This window comes from Streptomyces sp. NBC_01481 (genome assembly GCF_026339995.1).
Classification (GTDB): domain Bacteria; phylum Actinomycetota; class Actinomycetes; order Streptomycetales; family Streptomycetaceae; genus Streptomyces.
On record NZ_JAPEPT010000001.1, the window covers coordinates 1,099,897 to 1,120,444 of the forward strand.

Genomic DNA, 20,548 nt, shown 5'->3' on the forward strand with positions numbered 1-20,548 from the left:
CACCGTTATCAATCGCCTTCAGGGAGGGGATGGGCGTCGGTGTTGAGGGGTGAGCACGAGTAAGTGGCCTCTGACCTGCACTAATGCCAGGGCGAATTTTCGGTGAGGGGCGTAGGCTGGAAGTGTCTACGCAGAGCGACCCAGCTTGTAAAACACTGTTGCGGTACATTTAACGTATGGCCAGGCTCAAGACTTACGACGAAGCACTCCGACTCAGGCTGATCAACCGCGCCGCCGCCACGGTCTTCGACCGGGGCACCGCTGCGCTGAGCCTGCGGCGGCTCGCAGCCGATGTGAAGACCTCGACCACGGCGGTCTATTCGCTGTTCGGAAACAAGGCGGGTTTGCTCGACAGTCTGTACCGGGAGGCGGCCCGGCTCTTTGTCGCGCGTCTGGCCACGGTCGATTCGAGCGACGATCCCGCAAACGATGTGATTCGGCTCGGCGTCGCCTATCGCGAGTACGCACTCGCGAATCCGCACTTGTATGCGATTCTGTTCGCCGACCGCACCGTCGAGTACGAGCCGACGGACGAGCGCAAGAGCGAGGTCGGAGACACCATCCAGCCGCTCGTGGACGCCGTGGTCCGGGGACAGAAGGCCGGCCGGTTCAAGGCCGACGCCCCGCCGGAGGTCATCGCGCTGTCCTGCTGGGGCTCGGCGCACGGGCTCGTATCGCTGGAGCTGTCCGGGAACGAGCCTCCCGGTCTGGACATCGGCGACTGTTACGAGGCCACGCTGCGGGCGGTCGTCTCCGGGTGGCGGCCGGAGCCCGAGTGAGCCTGGGGCCCTGATGTTCCTTCAACGCGAATGTCGGACCCGGTCCCGCTTCGTGCTGCGGGTCTCGGAGCCCGACCTCCGCATGGGGCTCTGGAGCTACTTCCAGCCGTGCTCTGTCAGGCCGCCGTCTTCCTTCAGGTAGCCGAGGAGCCCTTCCTTCGGGTACTCGATGATGTCCTCGGGCAGTTCGTGAACGCTGAACCACTCCAGGCCGAGGCACTTCGCCGGCTCCCGGTTGACGGGTTCACCGCTCCACTCGGTGGCCTCGAAGAAGAACCCGATCCGCTCCACGGTGTCGCTCTGCGCATGGTGCACGACGTGCACCATGCGCAGGCGGTCCGGATCGACTGCGACGCCGGTTTCTTCCAGCAGCTCACGCGCGGCCCCGACCCTCAGGGACTCGCCCCGGTCGAGCTTGCCCGACGGCATGTGCCAGCGGCCGTAGCCGTAGGAGCCGCCGCGCTGGGAGAAGAGCAGCTTGTCGCCGTCGCGGAGGATGACGTGGGTGTCGACGACGGGTTGTGCGGGTTCCGGATTCATGGTCCCTGGGGGGTTGTTGGGTTCGGTGAGACTGCCGACGGTACCGAGGGATCGGGGAGCGTGTGTGACAGATGCAGAGGCCGACCCCTTTGAGATGTCACGTGCTGCTGATGTCAGGCGGAGCGTGTGGCCACCACTGCGTCGGTGTACAGCTCTCGCGTTAGATCCTCAGCGTCGATCCCCAACTCGGCGAGGACTGCCCGGACGTCGTCCAGTGCCGGGCTCACCTCGTCATCGTCGACGAGGGTCTCAAGCTCTAGGAACGTGCCGTCGATCTCCGGGACGCGTACGAGTGTGGCAAGCATCCGCCGCCCCCGCGCCTCGAACTCGTAGTTCCGGCACCGCTTCTCGAAGGCGATCACCGGCACGTACCCCAGCCCCTTCAGCATGGCGTGGACCGCGGCAGCGTCCGCCACTCGCGTCTCATGCTCGGGCTTCGAGCCAGACGCCTCGTCGACGGTTGCCTCCTTAAACGTCAGGACCGTGCGGGTGTCGTCGGGCCCGTGCACCGTGCGCACCCGCAGCTCCTGATCCTTCACTGCGAGGCCGCCGCCCGCATCGTCGTAGTACGTATCGCGGTACACCTCGGCCCGCCCCGTCGCTCGCTCCTCCAAGAGCCTGAGCACCATCTCGGGAGCCTGAACGCGCGCTTTCAGCTCCGCCTCGATCACCAGCCGTTCCCCTCTCACACCGTCCGCTCAGCCCCGTCGATCACGGCCTCGAACATCCGCCGAAACCCGCGGTACAGAGGCCCGTGTGGCGTCTCCATCACCTTGTACGTCGCCGACTCGTGCCCTTCCCACCCGGCATCGAAGGCGCCCACGAACATCGTGCTGTCCGTGCGGATGACACGCCAGGTCGGCAGCATGCCGTACCGGTAGACCTGAACGTCGCAGGTATCCGCGAGCTCGCGCAGCCGCGCTTCTGCGAGCTGCACGCCGCTGGCAAGGGACTCAGTCGACTCCCCAATTTCCGCGGCACGTTGGGTGAGTGCCGCCGACTCCGGGTCGAGGAGCAGTACGCGGACGCGCAGGCCCCGGCCGCCCTGCTCGCGGGGCAGGCACGCCCGCAGGAGCGAGTCATTCAACCCGATCAGTCCCAGGCCACGCACAGCGAGCACGTCGAGCTCCTGGGCATCGCGGGCCTGTTGCTGGATCTCTTCGCCTGCCGACGCCTGTGCGGCGTACACGCGGACTACCTCGGGGAATGCCGCAAGGTCGAAGGCTGCGCCGCCGCTTCGCTTCTCTCTGCTTGCTGCAAGGCCGAGGAGATGCCGGGCATCGTCGGGCATGTTGAGGCCGTCGGCGATCCGCTCGTACACATCGAGGCGCGACACCTCACGGCGGCCGTTGATGATCTCGTTGACGCGGGCCTGCGTCATGCCAATCGCGGTGGCAATCTTCGACTGGCTGACGCCTGCGTACTGCTGCGCGTGCCGGAACACCGCGCCGATGTCCCTGCCTCGGAGCGCTTGTCTGACCTCGGCACGCTCCCATGCCCAATCGGGTAGCTCGATCGGCGCGAGTGACGTCGCCATGCCGCAACCCCCGGTATCCACAACTGGTATGGGAAGTCATCCCACGGTGAGATTACCGCTCGGGTATCGAGTCGACACGCTACGTCACAAGATCCTGAGGGCATGACGAAGCGAACCGCGCACAACCTGGACTGGGTCCCACCCGGACGCGTCGTCTCGATGCGCCCTGCCGGCGAATGGTGGGATGCCGTCCGCGTGCCGCGCGCCATCGGACTCTCTGTCCTGGGGCGGCTCGGAGACGACACCGGAGCAGTCATCGAGGACCCCGGCGGCAGGCTCTTCTACTGGCTGGTTCCGACAGGGCATGCAGTGGCGTGGGAGTTCCACCCGGCCGCACAGGTGCAAGTCCTCCGCGAAACGGCGCACGTTGCCGTGCCCGGCCCTCAACGCACTGCTGGCCCCCAGTGGCGGGTGCCGCCAACCCGGGGCCGCTGCCTGACGGACGCCTCGCAGCTACGGGCCGCGCTGGAGGCAGCCGTGTCGGCCGCCCTCGGACCTCGTGAGATCGCAGGGGAGCGGGCATCGTGACCGTGCGCAGCGTCATCAAGTTCGCCGACTGGATCCTCGGCATCGACCGCAGCCCCGGCGCGTCTGGCCCGATCTTCGAGCTGACATGCACGACGTGCGACGAAGGTTCGCAGGCCAGCGAGGACAAGTCCGACCCGGAGCTGTGGGCGCTGACGCACACGGGCCGGAAGACCGATCACCGCTCGTTCAGGGCGACGACGACGGCCTTCCTCCGGACCGTGCCCGCCCCCGGTAACCCGCTGCACCGTGAGCAGCAGGACAGCACGCACTGAGCCCCCGTCCCGACCGGAGCACCTCGCCAGGAATCCCGGCCGGGACGGGTTTACCACCCATCCATCACAGAGGGAGGCACAATGCAGTGTCCCAAATGCGGAGCCGGAATGACCCAGGGCCCAGGAGGCTGGTGGATCTGCTACGCCTGTGGCGCCAGCCAGCCCGGATAGAGGAAACGTGAATTGTCCGCAGTGCGCTGCACGGCTGGGCCCGGTCGGCTCGGAGTGGTATCGGTGCGGCGGATGCGGATACGAGATCTCGACGGAGGCGCACCAGCTGCACCGCGAGCTGGTCGACTCTTTCGAGCGCGACCCGGACAAGTTCTTCACCGCGGTTCGCGAACGGCGCGACGCCATAAGGGCGCTTGAGCCCGTGTGGCAACGCTCCCGCTAGATCCCCGCAGGCGGCTGACTGGGGTTGGCCGCCAGCGGGTGCCGGCCCCGGTCTGCCACTCGTCCCCCGTCATGGGCAGGCCGGGGCACGTCGGCCCCCGAGACGTGTACGCGCGTACGCGCCTCGGGGGCCATCCGTGCGGATCTACCCGCCCGCGCATGGGTGACTCCCGCGTAGGTGAACTCTCTCCTGGGTAAGAAGGCCGCTTGAGCCAGCCATGGGCCGCGCAGGTCCGCGTACCGTCCGCCGCCCCCGGGTCTGGGCTCACACCGTCAGGCCGACCCCCTCAGCGAGAAGCACGCCAACTCCCTCGCGCGTCCCCGTCCATCGCCGCAGACCGTCCGTCGCATACAGGCGCTCGACGTGCTGCGCGCCCGGGCTGAGCACCAGCCGGCGGATCGTCAGCGTCCCCGCCGCCTCCCGTGCCGTGTGGCGGTCCGTCTCGCGGACGATGGCCTCGACGGCCGCGGGCGCGACGGTCGGGTCGGGCGGGAAGGGGACCGTCCACAGATCGGCGGGCAGTACGGGCGTGACGTCGAGCCGACGCCCCCGGCCTGCATCCCCTTCCGGGAAGACCACACCGGCCCAGCTCAGCCAACCCGCTTGCGCCGTCGGCCAGTTGCCGCCCTCCTCCTCGTCCGGCACCGCGGTCCGCCCGGCGGGCTCGGCGCCGTAGACGAGCGTCACCGATGCGATGTCCGCGCCTTCCCGGTCGCGAATCGTCACATCGACGCACCACTCTCCCTCGGCATAACCGCCGCGCGCCTCGCGGTGCAGATCGAGACGGCCGCCGCCGGACCGCAGCCCGTCGAGCCGGACCTTCAGCTCGCGCAACTCGCGCAGATGCAGCAGGGGCCAGCCCTCCGGCACCACCCAGTCGCCCGCGGCCACCGCGTGCTCCAGCACGACGCTGACGGGGACGGCGGGGGTCGCGCCGACGCGCACGTCCGACAGGCACGGATGCTGCCCGGCGTTCAGGCGCAGGGTGGTCCGCAGCGACCGGAAGATCTCGTACTCCTCGACCTCACCGAGATGATGGTCCAGCGCGTGGAGCCGGGGCAGATCGGGGTGGCCGGTGAGCATTCCGAAGCCGCGGAGCTGGCCTGGGGCGAGCACCGCGCCGATCCTGCCCAGGAACACGGCCTCGTCGGTGTGACCGGAGGCGAGTTCCTCGGTCCAGCGGCGTGCGCCCTCCACCGGGTCGAGCGTGGAGACGTAGCGGACGGCGGCGGAGTAGTTCGCGATCACGCCGAGCCGTTCCCAGGTCGGCCAGCACAGGGTCTGCACCGGCAGGCCGAGGTTGTCGCGCGCCCAGAAGCCGAGCCGGGCCAGGGCCTCGTTGCCCGCCGCGTAGTCGATCTGGCCGACCATCCCGCCCATGCGGCCCGCGAGCGATCCGACATTGCTCAACAGGCGCAGCGCATCGCGGCGTTCGGGCCGGGCCAGGATCGCGGCGACCAGGTTCGCGAAGCCGGTGACCTTGACGTCGACCGTACGCACCACACCGTCCGCGGATTTGCGGTCGAAACGGGCCGGATCGTCGATCCCGGCGTTGTGGACGACGAACTGCGGGCCGTCACCGAGTGCGGCGAAGGTTCGCTCGACCTGCTCCATGTCGGTGCAGTCGCAGCGCAGATAGTCGATGCGCAGCCCGTCCGCCGCTGCCCCCGCGAGGTTGCGGTGGACGGTGCGGTCCTCGTCCGCGCGGCGGATCTCGCCTCGGGCCGCGGCGAGGTCCTGCGGGGTACGGGCACCGGAGAGCCGCCTGCGGCGCCAGGCCGCGAACTCCTCGTCGTCCAGGGAGCTCACCTCGCTCGCCGCGGGACGCATCCCCCGGCCCGTGACGACGACGCGGCAGCCGAACGACTCGGCGAACGCGCGGGCTGCCGCGAAGCCGACCCCCCGCGCGCCACCGGTGATCAGGACGGTGTCGTCGGGGCCCGGCGGCCGCGAACCGGGCGGTCCCAGAGGCGCGGGACGCCCGACCAGCACATGGCGGCGGCCGTCCCGGTAGCCGACCTCGAAGTGGCCGGGGCGTACGTACTCACGCTCCACCGCGTCGGCGATCGCCGCGGGCTCCGCACGGTCCAGGTCCACGACGACGATCCCGGCGGCGGGCAGTTCGCGCGGCAGACACTTGGCGAGACCGGCCCAGATGCCGCCCAGCGGCTGCGGCACCTGTCCCTCGCCGTGCCCCGCGTGCCCGCCGAGATGGGTCACGGCGAGATAGACATGGCGGCCGAAGCGCGGCTCGGCGGCCCACTGCTGATAGCCGCTGCGGACCGCTTCGGTGGTGCGGGCGAGCGCCGAGCGCCAGGTGGTGTCGCCCAGTTCGTATCTCTCGCCCATGACGTTGAGGTCGACGATGCCGTCCCATCCGCCCGCGCTCAGCGGCGTATCGGGATCGGAGCGTACGACCAGCGCGCCGCGCTCGCCCAGCTCCCGGGCGACGGCGCCGACCAGATCCGCCGACTCACCGACGAGCAGCATCCTGCGGCCGGCGAGCGGGCGGGCTTCGCGCGGCCCGGTGTGCGGGACGTGGACGGGCTCCCAGACGAACCGGTCGACCGGCCGGACGAAGGCGTCAGGGTCGAAGGAGGACAGGTGCGGGCGGATCGCCGGCCACCCGTCGGCGGCCGGCAGATCAGTGGTCGTCATCGGTGCCGCTCCTCGGCCGTGACATGGATGCCGCCCTTGGGGAACAGCGTGATGAACGCGCCGGAGCGGGCGTCCTCGCGCGCGAGCGTGAGCCGGAACCGGCCGGATGCCGCGGCGACCGCCTGCTGGAGAAGCGCGAGCCCCATCTTCTTGCCGATGCACTGGCGGCGTCCGCCGCCGAAGGGCAGATAGGCCGAACGGTCCTGGCTGGGCGCGCTGCCCGGCCGGAACCTCTCCGGGTCGAACCGCTCGGGGTCCTCCCACTGTTCGGGGTTGTAGTGGGCCCCGTACACGGACACCAGCAGGGGTGTGCCCGCCGGAATGTGGTGGTCGGCCAGTACGTCGTCCTCGATCGCCTCGCGCGTGAACTGCCAGACCGGCGGGTGCATCCGCAGTCCTTCGTCCACGACCATGCCTGCGTACGGGAGTTCGGCCAGGTCTTTCGTCGTGGGCATCCGGCCGCTCAGCACGCGGTCCGTCTCCTCCTCCAGACGATCACGGGCCACCGGGTCGCGGGCCACTTCGTACAGCGTCCAGGACAGGGACAGCGCCGTGGTCTCGACACCGGCGAGGAAGAGGGTCACCAGGTCGGCCCACAGGGCGTCCTCGGGCAGGTCCGACTCCCGGATGAGGGTGGCCACTTCGCCGCCCACACCGAGGTCGACGTTCGTGGCGGCTTCGGCGACGACGCGCTCCAGCGTGCGCCGTGCCCTCGCCACCTTGCGGCGGTAGGGGGTCGGGATGAACGAGGGGATCGCCTTGTCCACCGAACCGACGTTCTTGAAGATCGCCTCCAGCGCGACGGACACCGCCTCGGCGAACTCGCCGCCGTCCTGGGACAGATCCTTGCCGACCAGAGCATGTCCCATTACCCGGCAGGTCAGCTTCATCGACTCGGTGAACAGGTCGAACGAGCGGCCCGCCCTGGCGTGTTCGGCCCAGCGGTCGAGCAGGTCGGCGACGGCCGCGTCGGACTCGGCCGCGCGCGCGGCGATCGCGTTCGGAGTGAAGGCGGGGTTGACGACCTTGCGGTGTCCGCGCCAGTCGCCGTCGTTCAGGGTGAGCAGACCCCGGCCCATGAACAGCTCGAACGCCTCGTAGTAGGCGCCGCGCGAGTAGTTGTCGGCATTGCCCTGCAGGACCCGCCGGATCGCCTCGGGCGAGGAGAGCTGGACCGTCGGATTGTGGGGCAGGATCGGGATCTTGACGACGGTGCCGTGTTCCTTCTGGGCCCGCAACGAGAAGCCCGGCGGATCCGCGGCGTACCGCACGGTGGAGATGATCGGCGAGGACATCGGGAAGCCCGTCGGCCCCTCGACCTGCCTGGGCCCGGCACCGGTCACCGGGCAGACGCCCTTGGTCACGTTTTCCTCGGTCATGCTGCTGCCTCCTCGGCGGGGCGCCGGCGCTCGCGGTACTCGCCGGTGGACTGGTTCACATGGCCGAGTACGACGCCGGTCATGTCCTTGATCTGCAGTACGACGTCCCCGGCCGCGGTGACCGCGAGGGCCCGGTTGTCCTCCTCGCTCTCAAGATCGAGACGGGAGGGCAGGGAGTAGAGCTCGACCCCGGTGCCCGCCGCGGCGAGCGAGGCGTCGGTGTGGCCGCCGTACAGATCGATACGGCGGATCGTGCGCGGCACGGCCAGCGGGGTCCAGTCGCCCTCGCTGCGGTCCAGGACCGAGACACGGGCCAGGCCGTCCAGGAGGACCGAAGGGACGACGAGGGAGGAGAACCAGCGCTCGATGCCGGGCCGGTCGGGTACGTAGCGGGCGCGTCGGCCGTTGGGATGCGTGCGGGTGTCGGCCGTGGAGACGAAGACACCGCTGAGCAGCACCGCCGGATTGGGCACGTGGTACGGGTCGGCCATGCGCTCGGCACCCTGGTCGTCCCAGTGGTCCCAGCGTGGCGGTGCGACGTGCTCGTCGCGCAGCCGTACGCGGGCGGAGAAGTGGCGGCGGTCCTTCACGAGCAGCCGCCCGTTCGGGGCCAGCACGTCACCGGTCACCTCGATGTCGACGACCGACTCCTGCGGTCCATGGTTGACGAGGTGGGCCTTGATGCGTTTGGTCTCGTCGCGGCCCGCCTTGTAGACGCGCAGGAAGGAGTCGAGCCGGATGTCCTCGAAGACGACCGGGACCCGGCCGGGTACGAGGTGCATGGCGGCTTGCGCGGCGAGTTCGGGCACGAAGGTGCCGGGCAGCGTCGGGAAACCGTTGACCACATGCTCGTGGAGGTAGGCGTCCCGGTCCTGGTTGAAGGTGCGGACGACGGTGAGCCGGTCGGGGCCGCGGTCGACGATGTCGTCGACGAAGAAGTCCGGCAGGGCGGGTGCGGGAGCGATCGGTGCCGGAGGCGTCGGTGCTGTACGGCAGAAGTCCAGATAGCCGGGGACGGCCGCCTCGATGGCGGCTCGTTCCGGGTCTCCGAACAGGACGGTGACCGGCGTGTGCGCGGCCTGGTCCAGCTCGTGCAGGAAGTGGTCGATCCCCTCGGCCGTGGGCATCGCGGTGAACTGTGCGCTCTTCGCGAGGAACGTCCGCATGATCGGTGTGGCACCGAGGCCGACGTCCCGCCACAGTGTCCAGCCGATCGTGAACTCCCGGACACCGCGTGAACTGCTGTACAGGGCCGCGGTGTTGAAGTAGTCGTTCGCCGCTCCGTAGTCGGTCTCGCCGGTCTGTCCGGTGAAGCCGACGAAGGATCCGAAGTTGCACCAGCGGCGCGGCTGCCCGCTGCCGAAGGCCGCCTTGAGATTGGCGTACGTACGCACCTTCAGGTCGCGGACCGTACGGAAGTCGCCGAGGCTCTTCTGGTCCACCGAGGCGGCGCGGTTGGTCCCGGCGATATTGAGCAGCAGGTCGACGCGGCCGCCGCCCCGCGCGTCGGTGATCTGTCCCACGACCGCGTCAACGGCGGCGCGATCCCGCAGGTCGCAGGCGTGGTACGTGACCCTGCCCGGACCGCAGATCTCCTCCAGGGCCGTCAGGTTGGCCTTGACCTCGCGGGCGGCGGACAGCCGGTCGAAGGCGGCGTTCGCCTCCCGCACGGTGAGTCGGCCGGCGCCGGTCGCTGTCGTGCGGGTGCGGATGAAGTCCTTCCGGGTCAGCAGGACGTCCGCGTCGGTCACCGTGTCGAGGCGCGTGGAGCCGATGACATGGAGGCGGGGGCGTTCGCGGCGGGCCAGCGCGATGAGGAGCTCGGCGCCGATGCCGCGTCCGCCGCCGGCCGCGACGATCGTGTACTCCGCGGTGCTGGACCGCTCGGGCCTGCTCTCGCCAGGCTCGGGCGCCGCCTGCCACAGCAGCCGGGTGCCGCCCGCGAAGCAGACGACGGGCAGCAGCTGTTCGGCCACGGCCTCGGCCGCGGTGTCCGCCTCGGCGGACGCGAGGCTGGTGGCCTCGTGGACGACGGCGACGACGGACGAGTCCGGCCATTCGAGCGCGAGGCTCTTCGCGAAGCCGGTGAACAGGCCGCTGCACGGGTGCGGCACCCGCGCGGCGTCGATGCCTCCGAGGACGAGCACGACGAACGACTCTGGTCGCTCGGGGAGTTCGGTGCAGGCCTTGGCGGTACGGAAGAGGGCGTCGTGCAGGCCCAGCAGCCGCTCCGAGGGACCGGTGTCCTTGTCCTGCGAGGACAGGTCGACCAGCACGCGCACATGGCGCGGGCGGGCACGAAGGACGTCGGCCTCGATCGTCTCGTCGTCCTGGAGAACCGTGCTGTCGCCGGGCAGTTGTGAGGCGTTGAGGTTGGTCAGGACGGCGGTGCCGGGCGGGAAGAGCGGCGGCGGCCCCTCGGCACGAGCCGGACGGGGCGCGGGCGCCAGCCGAAGGACGTGCCGGTCGAGGAGGTGCGCCTCGGCGGGGCGGGCTGGGGCGGCGGGTTGCTTCGCCAAGGTTTCCGTTGCCTCGGGTTCCTGCGCCCCGTCCGCCGTAGCAGCCTCCGGGTGGCGCAGCCGCAGCCGGTGGAGCGGGCCGCCTTCCTGTACGGCGCGCTCGATCACCGCGGTCCGCGACGGCGCGGGGGCCGTGAGGAACGCGATCAGTTCACGGGCGCCCTCGGCGCCCAGCAGGGTGGTGGAACCCTGACGCGGGGCACTCACACTCCCACGCTCCTTTCCATGACGGCCAGCACGGGCAGACCGGCCTCTTCGGCGAGCGACCTGCGGGTCACGACGAACAGGAAGGCGCCTTCGGTGGCGTTCCGTCCCGCCGTGTCGTTCCAGCCGGGCAGCGCCGTTCCGTTGACCCCGGCCACCAGGGCGACATCGATCTCCCTGAAGTCGAGGTAGGAACCCGCCACGTCGAACGCCTCGAGGAGCGAGGCCTCGCCCGCGTCGACCGTGATGTTGAGGCCGCGGAGGTCGAAGTAGTTCGACAGCCTGGCGGCGATGACATTGGGCATCTCGCCCGGGAACGAGTCCTCGGTCGGCGCGGCGATCAGGCCGGTGGCCCGCTCTTCGAGCCGCTGGAGGAACTTCGCAGTCGTGGCCCGCTCGTCCGCACCGGCCACCGCATGGCCGATCTCGTCGAGATAGGCACGGGTCTTGTAGAGGAGGGCATTACGCGTGGCGCCGGTGTGCCCGACCACGACACCGGTGGTCTTGTGGTGGTCCAGGCACAACTGGCGTACGGCCTCGTCCAGTTCCTGCATGCAGCGCACCATCATCAGCTGCGTACGGTCCGTGGCGCGCGCGGTGGGTGGCGGCATACGCAACTGCTGGAACGGCGGCACCGGATAGGTCGTCCCGAACGAGGGCTCGGGGGCCTCGCCCGTACCGGCCGCCCATGCCGCGACCGCGTCCGCGTCGGGGCCCCCGGGCTGGCGCGAGGACCAGCCGACCAGCACCAGATCCTCGCCGACCGGGGCGGGCAGCGCGGCGGGATGGCCGGACCGGCTTCCCCGGTGCTCCTCGGAGATGATCATGTGGGCGTTCGTGCCGCCGAAACCGAAGCCGGAGACCGCGGCGCGTCGGGGACGCGCCGCACTGGCGGGCCAGGACACCGGCTGCTCCGGCACCGTGAGCCCGTCCGCCTCGCCGGCCAGAGCGTCCGGCAGCCGCTCGAAGCGGTACTGCGCCGGGATCGTTCCGTGCCGCAGGGCGAGCAGGGTGTGGATGACCGAGACCACGCCGGCGGCCCAACCGCAGTGCCCCACCAGCGACTTGTTGGAGGTCACCAGGGTCTTGCGGGCACCGGCGTACCGCTGGGCGAGGCTCGTGAACTCCGCCTCGTCGCCCGCCGGGGTGCCGGTGGCATGCGCGACGATCCAGTCCACGTCGTCCGGGCCGAGCCCGCTGCGGTCGAAGGCCCGCTCGATGGCGAGCTCCTGACCGGCGCGGGCGGGAGCGTAGATCGCCTTGCCGCGGCCGTCGGCCGACAGCCCGATCGCCGAGACGAGGCCGAGCACCTGGTCGCCGTCGGAGCGGGCGCGCGAGAGCCGCTTGAGCACGACGAGCCCCGCACCGTCGGAGAACAGCGCACCGTCCGCTCCGGCGTCCAGGGCGCGTACGGCACCGCCCGCGGAAAGTCCGTTGAGCTTGGCGAACAGGATCGAGCCGCTGGGCGCCAGCGCGAACGAGCCGCCGCACACGGCGATGTCGCTGCGCCCGGAGAGCAGATCGCGCACCCCGAGATCCATCGCGTAGAGCGAGGAGGAGCAGGCGGTGTCCACCATGTGCACCCGGGTGGCGGGCGGCAGGATGCCCGCCATCGCGTCCTGGCCGATGCGGTGGGGGAGATACGAGGCCGACGGGTCGTCGCCGCGGCTGAACCGGCGCCGCAGCGCGTCGCCGATCGGTCCGTCGACGGCGTCGTCGCCGTCCTCGGCGAGGGTGTCCAGCGAGGAGCGCAGGACGAAGGCCTCCTCCAAGTGCTGGCTGCCGTCGGGGGTGTAGCCGACACAGAAGGAGAACCGGTCCCGCGCGTTTCGTCGTACGCCGTCGAGCGCCTGGTGGAGGCTGTGCCGCAGCCAGAGCGCGGTCTGATCGAGACCGGCCTCGGCCAGGCCCTCCGCGCGCAGCTTCTCGTGCGGGCGGAAGTCCGTGATGAAGCCGGAGCGGCGCTGGTACGTCTTGTCGGGGGCGCCGCGGTCGGTGGCGTGGAAGCGTGCGATGTCCCAGCGGTCGGCGGGAGCGTCGACGAAGAGCTCGGCCCCGTCGATGAGAAGCCGCCAGAACTCCTCGGGGGACGAGGCACCGGGGACGGCCATGCCCATGCCGACGACGGCGATGGGATCGTCCTCGGGCACAGCGGCGGGCGGGGCCTCGGTCTCGACGACGGCATCCGCGTCATCGGCCGACGCGGCCTCGGTCTCGACGACGGCATCCGCCACGGCCTCGGCCCAGGCCCCGCCAGAGGCGCCCCCCACGAGGTCGGCCCGGGTCGTGATCGGTCCCTCGCCCGGGGTCTCGGCCGCACGGCCGGTCCGGGTCCCGACCGGACTGTCTGCCGCGGCGCCGTACCGGGTCCCGCCCAGGAGGTCGGCCGCAGTGCCCGGCCGGGCACCGGCCGGGGGCTGTGCCACCGCGCCCGGCGAGGCGCCGGTCGGGGTCTGGGCCTCGTGGCCCAGGCCGGTCCCGGCCGCGACACCCGGCCGGGTCTTGGCCACGAACCCGGCCTGGGGCTTTGTCACTTCGCCCGGCAGGGGCTCGGTCGGGGCCTGGGCCACGAGGTCGGCCCGGGTTTCGATCCGAGGCTCGGCCGCGGCGTCGGCCCGGGCTTCGGCCGCAACGCCGGGCCGGGTCCCGCCCACGAGGACGGCCGCAGTGTCTGGCCGGGCACCGGCCGGGGCCTGTGCCCCTGCGTCCGCCGAGGCGCCGGTTGGGGTCTGGGCCTCGTGGCCCAGGCGGGTCCCGGCCGCGACGTCCGGTCGGGCCTTGGCCGCGTTCCCGGCCGGGGGTTGTACCGCCGCGTCCGGCGACGGCTCGGCCACCAGGTCGGCCGGGGCGCCAGGTCCGGCCTGGGCCGCCAGCCCCGCCCGGGGCTCAACGCCGTCGAGGGCAGCCGCCACCTCCCGCGGTGGCGACATCGCCGACCGGAGCAGTGTCAGGCCGCCGTCCGCCAGGACCGTCTGGCCCGTGACCCAGCCCGAGCGTTCCGAGGCCAGGAACAGTACGACCTCCGCCAGGTCCTCCGGGCGGCCCAGGCGCGACAGCGGTGTCGCCGCGACCGTGTTCGCGCTCACGCCCGCGAAGTCCGGGAACATCTGGCCGACCGGGTTGTCGATCAGGCCGCACGACGCGGCGTTCACCCGGATCAGGTCCTCGGCGAGTTCCGCCGCCAGATAGCGGGTCAGTGCCTCCAGGGCCGCCTTCGACACCCCGACCGGCAGATAGTTCGCCGGTGTGGTGACCGCGCCCAGCGAGGAGACGTTGACCACCGAGCCACCGCGCCCCCGCGCCGCGGCGAGCAAGGGGCGGGCGTAGCGGGAGCACCACAGGGGGCCCTTGACGTTCGTGGCGTAGGTCCGGTCGAGGAGTTCCTCGGTGATCTCGTCGAAGGGGACGAACGACCCCGCCGCCGCGTTGTTGACCAGAATGTCGAGGCGGCCGTGCTCCACGCCGATCTCCGCGAACATCCGCTCGACCTGGGCCGGGCGGGCCACCGAAGCGCGCACCACCCGGACGTCCAGGCCGCGTTCGACCAGGCCGCGGGCCTGCTCCTTGGCGGAGTCGTACGAGTGGAAGCAGTTGAGCAGGACCGTGGCGCCGCGCTCGGCGAGCCGCTCGACGATCACCCGGCCGACGCTTCCCGCGCCGCCGGTGACCAGTGCGATCCGTCCGGAGAACTCCAAGTCCCCACCTGCCGTGGGGTGGTGCGGGCTCACGGGGCGATCCCGGCGGCGACGAAGTCGACGACCTTGCCGAAGGTGTCGTAGTCGGCCACCCGCAGCCCGGCCGGCGGGACGCCGAGCCCGAAGCGGTCGCCGAGCCTGCTCAGCAGCTCGGTCTGCTTGACCGAGTCGATCCCGAGGTCCGCCTCAAGGAGCACGTCGTCGGTGAAGACCTCGTCGGGGTACTCCATGGCCTCGGCGTACAACGCCCGTACCTGGGCGGTAAGTTCATCCCGGTCCACGTGAACCGGAGCGATCTGCGCCGGAGCCGCGACAGGAACCGCGGCCTGAACCGCCGCCGCAGGAACCGCGTCCCCGCCCAGCGGGTCCCGCAGCGCCTCCGCCGCCTGCGCCAGTCCCGCCTCGTCGTCGCGGCCCGCCAGCGGCGCCACCGCGTGCACCCCCGGCAGCGCCTCCGTGACCAGCGCGGTCAGCACCCGCCCCGCGCCGATCTCCACGAACTCCCGCGCGCCGGCGGCATGCAGTGCGGCCACCGACGTACGGAAGTCGACGGGCGTCACCAGGTGCAGGGCCAGCAGCTCGGCGAGGTCGTCCCCGTCGCGGTAGAAGCGGCCCAGGATCGGCGAGTACACCGGAACGGTGAGCGGCCGGGTCCGCAGCGGTGCGATACGGGCGGCGAGCTGACGCCGTGCCTCGGCGAGCAGCGGGTTGTGGAAGGGGTGCGGGGAGCGCAGCTGAGTGGACGTGATGCCGAGCTGCGCGGCGATCCCCGCGGCCGTGGCGATGGCGTCCGCGGGGCCGGAGACGACGGCCTGGCCGGCGCTGTTGTCGACGGCGAGGACCAGGTCGGGGTGGTCGATCAGCGCCACCACGCGCTCGGCCCGCTCACGCCCGCAGCCGAGCGCGAGCATCGCGCCGCCGCTGGTGTCGTGCTCGCGCAGTACGGAGATCCGCTCGCAGAGCACGGCCGCCGCGTCCGCCAGGTCGTACGCGCCCGCGCAGGTCAGGGCGGCAAGCTCGCCCAGGCTGTGTCCGAGGTGGACCGAGGCCTGCGCGCCCCGCTCGGTGAGCAGGCGGTGGGTGGCCACGGAGGTGGTGAAGACGGCCAGCTGCAGGGTGTCCGGGGCGGACGCCAGCAGGGTGGCCGGGCTCGGCGGCGAGGGCCGGAAGACGGTCGAGGACACATTGCGGCCGAGCTTTTCCTTGGCGACCGCGTCGACCTCTTCGTAGGTGTCGCGTACGGTGTCGTCGCCGCGCTCCCAGAGTCCCGCGAGGGTCCCCGGCCGGTAGGCGCCCTGCCCGGGGAAGAGGGCAACACTCATGTGCAGTTCTCGGTTCATGGGAAGGTCCAATCTCTGCGCTGCCAGCGCGCTATGTGCCGGATAAGTCGGTCCGTTGCAGCGCACCGGAGTGCGTTCCCTCGACGGCGATGGCGAGGATGTGCTCGGGGCCGGGATGGAGCAGCTCGAACGACCAGCCGTCGCCGGGTCTCTCGCGCCGCTCGGGGTCGTTGACGGTGATGCGTCCCGCTCTGCCCGCCGGCTGCGCGGCGAAGGAGAATCCGTCGAGACTCCGGTGCAGACCGGTGCCGAGAGCCTTGAGGTACGCCTCTTTGAGCACCCACAGCTCGCTGCCGCGGGCGATCCGCCCGGCGGGGGTGAGGGCGGCCAGCTCCGCGCGCTCGTCGGCGGCGAAGTAGCGGCTCACATAGTCGGTGGTTTCACAGGTGGCGGGCAGCCGCTCCACATCGGCTCCGCAGACCCGTCCCTGTGTGACGGCGCAGACGATGAGCCCCTCGGTGTGGGAGAGGCTGAACCGTATGCCGTCGTCGTCCGGTTCGGCCTCGGGCCGCCCGTGCGGGCCTGCCCGGAAGCGCCAGTGGTCGAGCGGGCGGCCGGTGCCGTCGCTGAGCGCGTACCGGCACAGCAGCCGCCGGGCGAGGAAACGCCGTCGCAGCGGGGCCGTCAACAGCCGGTCCATGCGGGCCCGTTCGTCCTCGGTGAGGAGCCGGGTGCCGCCGAGATCCGCGGCGAAGGAGTCCACGGCATGCTCGGGCAGCAGCCAGACATGCGTCAGCCCCGTGGCGGCCACCTGCTCCGCCACGGTGCTGACATTGGCGCTACCCGTCACCCGAACGTCCGGGCACGGACGAGGTCGGCGAGCCGGAACGCGAGGTCGAGCGACTGCTCCCGGTTCAGCCGGGGGTCGCAGACCGAGCGGTAGCCCGCGGGCAGGTCGTCGAATCCGAGCCCCGCACCGCCGCCGACGCACTCGGCCACATCGTCACCGGTCAGCTCCAGATGTACGCCGCCGGGGTACGCGCCGAGTGAGCCGACCACCTCGAAGAACCCGGACAGTTCGTCGAGGATGTCGTCGAACCTGCGGGTCTTGCGCCCGCACGGCGCGCTGATCGTGTTGCCGTGCATGGGATCGGACACCCACGCGACGGGCAGACCCTCAGCCGTGACCCGCTCGACCAGGCCGGGCAGTACGGCGCGTACCTTTCCGGCGCCCATTCTGGCGACGAGGGTGAGCCTGCCCGGCTCGCGCCTCGGGTCGAGCCGGTCGATCAGACGCAGCAGTTCGTCCTGGTCGACGGTCGCTCCGACCTTGACGGCGATCGGGTTGCTGATGCCGGAGAAGTACTCCACGTGCGCGCCGTCGAGCTGCCGGGTGCGCTCACCGATCCAGAGCAGATGCCCGGAGGTGGCGTACGGCCTGCCGGTGTCGGAGTCGGTCCGGGTCAGCGCCGCTTCGTAGTCGAGGAGCAGTCCTTCGTGCGACATGAACAGCTCGCCGGGCGTGTGCCAGCCATCGGTTCCGGTGAAGCCTCCGGCCTCCTCGATCTCGGCGATGAGGCTTTCGTGGCGGGCCCGGTCCGGCGAGTCCACGGCGAACTTCTTGATGTTCTCCAGGGCCTGGGCGGCACTGGCCGACTCGCCCGTGCCGAAGGCTCGCACCAGATTGAGGGTTGCGGCGGACGCGTTGTAGACGCGCACCATGCGATGGGGGTCGGGGGTACGGGCCGCGGTGGTGAAGGCGAACCCGTTCACGGCGTCGCCCCGGTACGCGGGCAGTTCGATGCCGTTGCGCGTCTCGGTCGTCGCCGAGCGAGGCTTGGCGTACTGCCCGGCCATGCGCCCCACCGTGACCACCGGCAGGGACATCATGTATCCGAAGACCGTGGCCAGTTGCTGCAGGGTGCTCGCGCTGCGGCTGATCGACGTGGCGTTGACCGCGTCGAGGGATTCGGCGCAGTCGCCGCCCTGGACGAGGAAGGCCTCGCCCTGGGCGACGGCGGCGAGCCGCTTCTTGAGGAGGTCGCACTCGCGCGGAACGACCAGGGGAAGGCTGCCGGTGAGGGTGTCGACCGCGGCGTCGAGCGCGGCGGGGTCCGGCCACTGGGGCTGCTGCTTGGCCGGCAGCGAACGCCAGGTCTGCCCGGCGCGTACGGAAGGGACGTCGACCATGGGGGTCACGCCGTGAGCTCCACTCTGTGAGGCACCGGCGCGAGAGCACCGGTGACCAGGCTGTCGAGGATTGCTGATCCGTGACGGGTCATCACCGACTCGGGGTGGAACTGCACGGAGGTGAAGCCGGGACCGCGCAGGCCGTGCACCTCGCCCGTGACCGGATCGCGCGAGACCTCCACGAAGTCCCGGCACAGGGGGCTCTCCAGCAGTTCGCTGCCGGAGCGTGCGGTGAACGCGTTGTAGAAGTAGACGGGTTCCGGGCTGCCGAAGAGATCGATCGTGCGCCGCACGCCCTGGTTCGGGAAGTCGAGCTTGTGCAGGGGCAGGCCGAGCAGTCCGCTGAGGATCTGGTGGCTCAGGCACACCGATACGAACGGCACGCGAAGGTTGAGCAGGCTGCGGGTCACCGCCCGCAGATACGCGATTTTGGGGTGGTTCTCGTCGCGCGGATCACCGGGACCCGGGCCGAGTACGACCAGGTCGTAGCCGGTCAGCCGGTAGGGCTCGTCGAAGCGGCGCACCGTCACCTCGAAGCCGAGCGCCCGCAGCTGCAGCGCGCCCATCGCGGTGAAGTTGTCCTCGGCGTCGATGATCAGCAGCTTGCCGCGGGTGGCGAGCCGGGGCACGGCGGGTGCGAGCCAGAAGTCCGACAGCGCTCTGTTGCGGTCGGTGAGTGCGGCTCTGATCCGCGGGTGTGCGTCGAGGCCCGCGGGGCGGGCGTGTTCGGCGACGCGGCCCAGGGCGTCGAGCAGCCCGGCCGCCTTCGCCGCGGTCTCCGCGGCCTCCTTCGCGGGGTCGGAGTCGCGCACCAGCGTCGCGCCGACCCCGATCCGCATCCGTCCCCTCAGGTCGACGTCCGCCGTCCTGATCATGATCGCGGAGTCCATGCGCCGCCGGTTCGAGGCGTCCCGGCCGATGAGTGCGGCAACCCCGGAGTAGTAACCGCGCCCGGCCGGTTCGAACTTGGCGATCACCTCGCAGGCGCTCTGCACCGGGCTGCCGGTCACCGTGGGCGCGAGCAGGGTCTCGTGCAGGATCTCCCGTACGTCACGACTGCTGTGCCCGACGATGCGGTACTCGGTGTGGGCGAGGTGCGCCATCTCCTTGAGCTGAGGACCGACCACGCGCACGTCGTCGCAGACCCGGCTCATCATCTTCAGTTCCTCGTCGAGCACCATGTACAGCTCGTTGGTCTCCTTGCTGTCGGCGAGGAAGTCCAGCACTCCGTCCGGGGCGGGGCCGCCGGCCGGGTAGCGGTAGGTGCCGCTGATCGGGTTCATCACGGCGACGCCGTCGTCGAGGCTGACATGGCGCTCCGGGCTGGCCCCGATGAAGGTGCGCTCGCCGGTGTGGATCAGGAACGTCCAGTACGCGCCGGGCTCCGCGCGCAGCAGCCGGCCCCAGAACGCCAGCGCGGTGCGCACCGACCAGTTGGGTATCTCGGTGACGAAGGTGCGCTTGAGCACGAAGTTGGCGCCCGCGCCATGGCCGATCTCCTCGGCGAGTACCCGGCGCACCAGATCGCCGTACTCCTCGTCGTCCAGGTCGAAGGTGCCCTCACCCATCTCGATCGGCCAGCGCAGCACCAGGTCGAGCACCTCGTCCACGGGCAGCAGCGACTGCTCGTCGACCGGCATCGCCAGTACGGGCTCGCCGTCGTCGTGGTGGTCGTAACCGCGCTCGCCGATCACCCGGTACGGCAGCAGGACCAGCGTCGCGTGCGTGTCGGGTTCACCGAGGTCGGGGACCGGCAGCTCGGCGGTGCCCGCTACCTCGGTGAACTCGCCGAGCAGCAGGTCGACCATCTGCTCCCGGCCGCTCTCGGGCCGGTGCAGCACCGCGAACGGCCTTCCGCCCCCGGCCAGTTCGTCGAGGCGGGTCATCATGAGTCTCCTACGGACGCGGTGGTCACCGTCGCGAGCGCCTGGAGCACCGTCGCGGTCGGAAGGGTCATGGCGCACCGGGTGGCCGCGTACTGCAGCGCCATCCGGTGGAACTCGGGCGTGAAGTCGGCGATCGCGTCGGCCACCACGAAGGGCTGGATGTTGTGGGCGAAGGCGTCGCAGGCGGTGAGCAGGATGCCGACATGCGCGTAGATCCCACAGATGATCAGCTGGTCGCGGCCCTGCGCGGACATCAGGTCGAGCAGCCCGGTGTTGTGGAAGGCACTGGCCCGCCACTTGGTGAGTACGGTGTCCCGCTCACCGGGCGCGACCGCTTCGGGAATGCCTCTGTCCTCGGGCGCGGCCGACATGCCCGGTCCCCAGAAGTCCTGGAGCAGACCGCGCTCTTCGGGAGTCATTCCGCCCGGCTGGGCCGTGTAGAGAACCGGGACGCCGTGCTCCTCGCAGCTTTCGCGCAGAGCGCTGGTGTGGGCGATCAGATCGGTCAGCGGCTGCCTGCCGCCGGCGAACGGGGCGAGGAAGTAGTGCTGCATGTCGTGCACGAGCAGCACGGCCCTGCGGGTGTCGACGGTCCATGTTGCGGTGTTGGCCGGTAGGTCGACGGGCCGCGGCATCGGATAGGAGTCGATCGGCGCAATCGCCACTGGTCGTGTCCTCTTCTCATCG

16 protein-coding genes are annotated in these 20,548 nt (G+C 71.0%); 4 read left to right on the forward strand and 12 right to left on the reverse strand.

Features of this window, described 5'->3' with window-relative positions:
- Positions 1–176: 176 nt before the first annotated feature.
- Positions 177–779 carry a TetR/AcrR family transcriptional regulator gene (locus OOK40_RS05155; RefSeq protein ID WP_266476865.1) on the forward strand — a complete coding sequence of 201 codons (603 nt, stop codon included), beginning with the start codon at positions 177–179 and terminating at the stop codon, positions 777–779.
- A 96-nt stretch (positions 780–875) separates the two neighbouring features.
- Here OOK40_RS05155 and OOK40_RS05160 read toward each other — a convergent pair whose 3' ends face one another.
- The 3 genes from OOK40_RS05160 to OOK40_RS05170 all read right to left on the reverse strand — a co-directional run bounded on the left by OOK40_RS05160 (position 876) and on the right by OOK40_RS05170 (position 2,856).
- The gene (locus tag OOK40_RS05160) at positions 876–1,319 is read right to left on the reverse strand and encodes an NUDIX domain-containing protein (RefSeq protein ID WP_266476867.1); all 444 of its coding nucleotides are present in this window, start codon (positions 1,317–1,319) and stop codon (positions 876–878) included.
- 113 nt (positions 1,320–1,432) lie between these two features.
- Entirely contained in the window at positions 1,433–1,990 is a 558-nt protein-coding gene (locus tag OOK40_RS05165; protein ID WP_266476869.1) for a class IV adenylate cyclase, read from the reverse strand.
- Between the two features lie 14 nt (positions 1,991–2,004).
- Positions 2,005–2,856 (reverse strand): helix-turn-helix domain-containing protein, encoded by an 852-nt coding sequence (locus OOK40_RS05170; protein ID WP_266476871.1) that lies wholly within the window; start codon positions 2,854–2,856, stop codon positions 2,005–2,007.
- Between the two features lie 102 nt (positions 2,857–2,958).
- On the opposite strand from OOK40_RS05170, the gene OOK40_RS05175 reads away from it, so the two are divergent.
- From OOK40_RS05175 to OOK40_RS05185, 3 genes are all read left to right on the forward strand, one after another.
- A complete protein-coding gene (locus OOK40_RS05175) occupies positions 2,959–3,384 on the forward strand; it encodes a hypothetical protein (RefSeq protein WP_266476873.1) in 426 nt (141 codons plus the stop codon).
- The gene (locus OOK40_RS05180; protein WP_266476875.1) at positions 3,381–3,656 is read left to right on the forward strand and encodes a hypothetical protein; all 276 of its coding nucleotides are present in this window, start codon (positions 3,381–3,383) and stop codon (positions 3,654–3,656) included. The genes OOK40_RS05175 and OOK40_RS05180 overlap by 4 nt, the downstream gene beginning before the upstream one ends.
- A 178-nt stretch (positions 3,657–3,834) precedes the next feature.
- Complete coding sequence (locus OOK40_RS05185; RefSeq protein WP_266476876.1) at positions 3,835–4,050, forward strand: hypothetical protein; 216 nt, start codon at positions 3,835–3,837, stop codon at positions 4,048–4,050.
- Positions 4,051–4,314: 264 nt separating this feature from the next.
- Here the strand turns inward: OOK40_RS05185 and OOK40_RS05190 are convergent, their stop codons facing one another.
- The 9 genes from OOK40_RS05190 to OOK40_RS05230 are packed head-to-tail and all read right to left on the reverse strand — an operon-like array spanning position 4,315 to position 20,526.
- Positions 4,315–6,708, reverse strand: a complete 2,394-nt coding sequence (locus OOK40_RS05190; protein WP_266476878.1) for an SDR family NAD(P)-dependent oxidoreductase — start codon at positions 6,706–6,708, stop codon at positions 4,315–4,317.
- Positions 6,705–8,087, reverse strand: coding sequence for a cytochrome P450 (locus OOK40_RS05195; protein WP_266476880.1), 1,383 nt, complete (start codon positions 8,085–8,087; stop codon positions 6,705–6,707). The genes OOK40_RS05190 and OOK40_RS05195 overlap by 4 nt, the downstream gene beginning before the upstream one ends.
- On the reverse strand, positions 8,084–10,813 hold the full coding sequence (locus OOK40_RS05200; protein ID WP_266476882.1) for a KR domain-containing protein: 2,730 nt from the start codon (positions 10,811–10,813) through the stop codon (positions 8,084–8,086). Before OOK40_RS05200 ends, OOK40_RS05195 begins: the two co-directional genes overlap by 4 nt.
- On the reverse strand, positions 10,810–14,505 hold the full coding sequence (locus OOK40_RS05205; protein ID WP_266476884.1) for an SDR family oxidoreductase: 3,696 nt from the start codon (positions 14,503–14,505) through the stop codon (positions 10,810–10,812). Before OOK40_RS05205 ends, OOK40_RS05200 begins: the two co-directional genes overlap by 4 nt.
- 29 nt (positions 14,506–14,534) lie before the next feature.
- Positions 14,535–15,827: an acyltransferase domain-containing protein gene (locus OOK40_RS05210; RefSeq protein WP_266476886.1), complete on the reverse strand. Its 1,293-nt coding sequence runs from the start codon at positions 15,825–15,827 to the stop codon at positions 14,535–14,537.
- A gap of 49 nt (positions 15,828–15,876) precedes the next feature.
- Positions 15,877–16,608: a 4'-phosphopantetheinyl transferase superfamily protein gene (locus OOK40_RS05215; protein WP_266476888.1), complete on the reverse strand. Its 732-nt coding sequence runs from the start codon at positions 16,606–16,608 to the stop codon at positions 15,877–15,879.
- Positions 16,609–16,631: 23 nt separating this feature from the next.
- A complete protein-coding gene (locus OOK40_RS05220) occupies positions 16,632–17,975 on the reverse strand; it encodes a 3-deoxy-7-phosphoheptulonate synthase class II (protein WP_266478881.1) in 1,344 nt (447 codons plus the stop codon).
- A gap of 5 nt (positions 17,976–17,980) precedes the next feature.
- A complete protein-coding gene (locus OOK40_RS05225; protein ID WP_323136033.1) occupies positions 17,981–19,861 on the reverse strand; it encodes an anthranilate synthase family protein in 1,881 nt (626 codons plus the stop codon).
- Positions 19,861–20,526 (reverse strand): isochorismatase family protein, encoded by a 666-nt coding sequence (locus OOK40_RS05230; RefSeq protein ID WP_323136034.1) that lies wholly within the window; start codon positions 20,524–20,526, stop codon positions 19,861–19,863. The genes OOK40_RS05225 and OOK40_RS05230 overlap by 1 nt, the downstream gene beginning before the upstream one ends.
- Positions 20,527–20,548 lie beyond the last annotated feature (22 nt).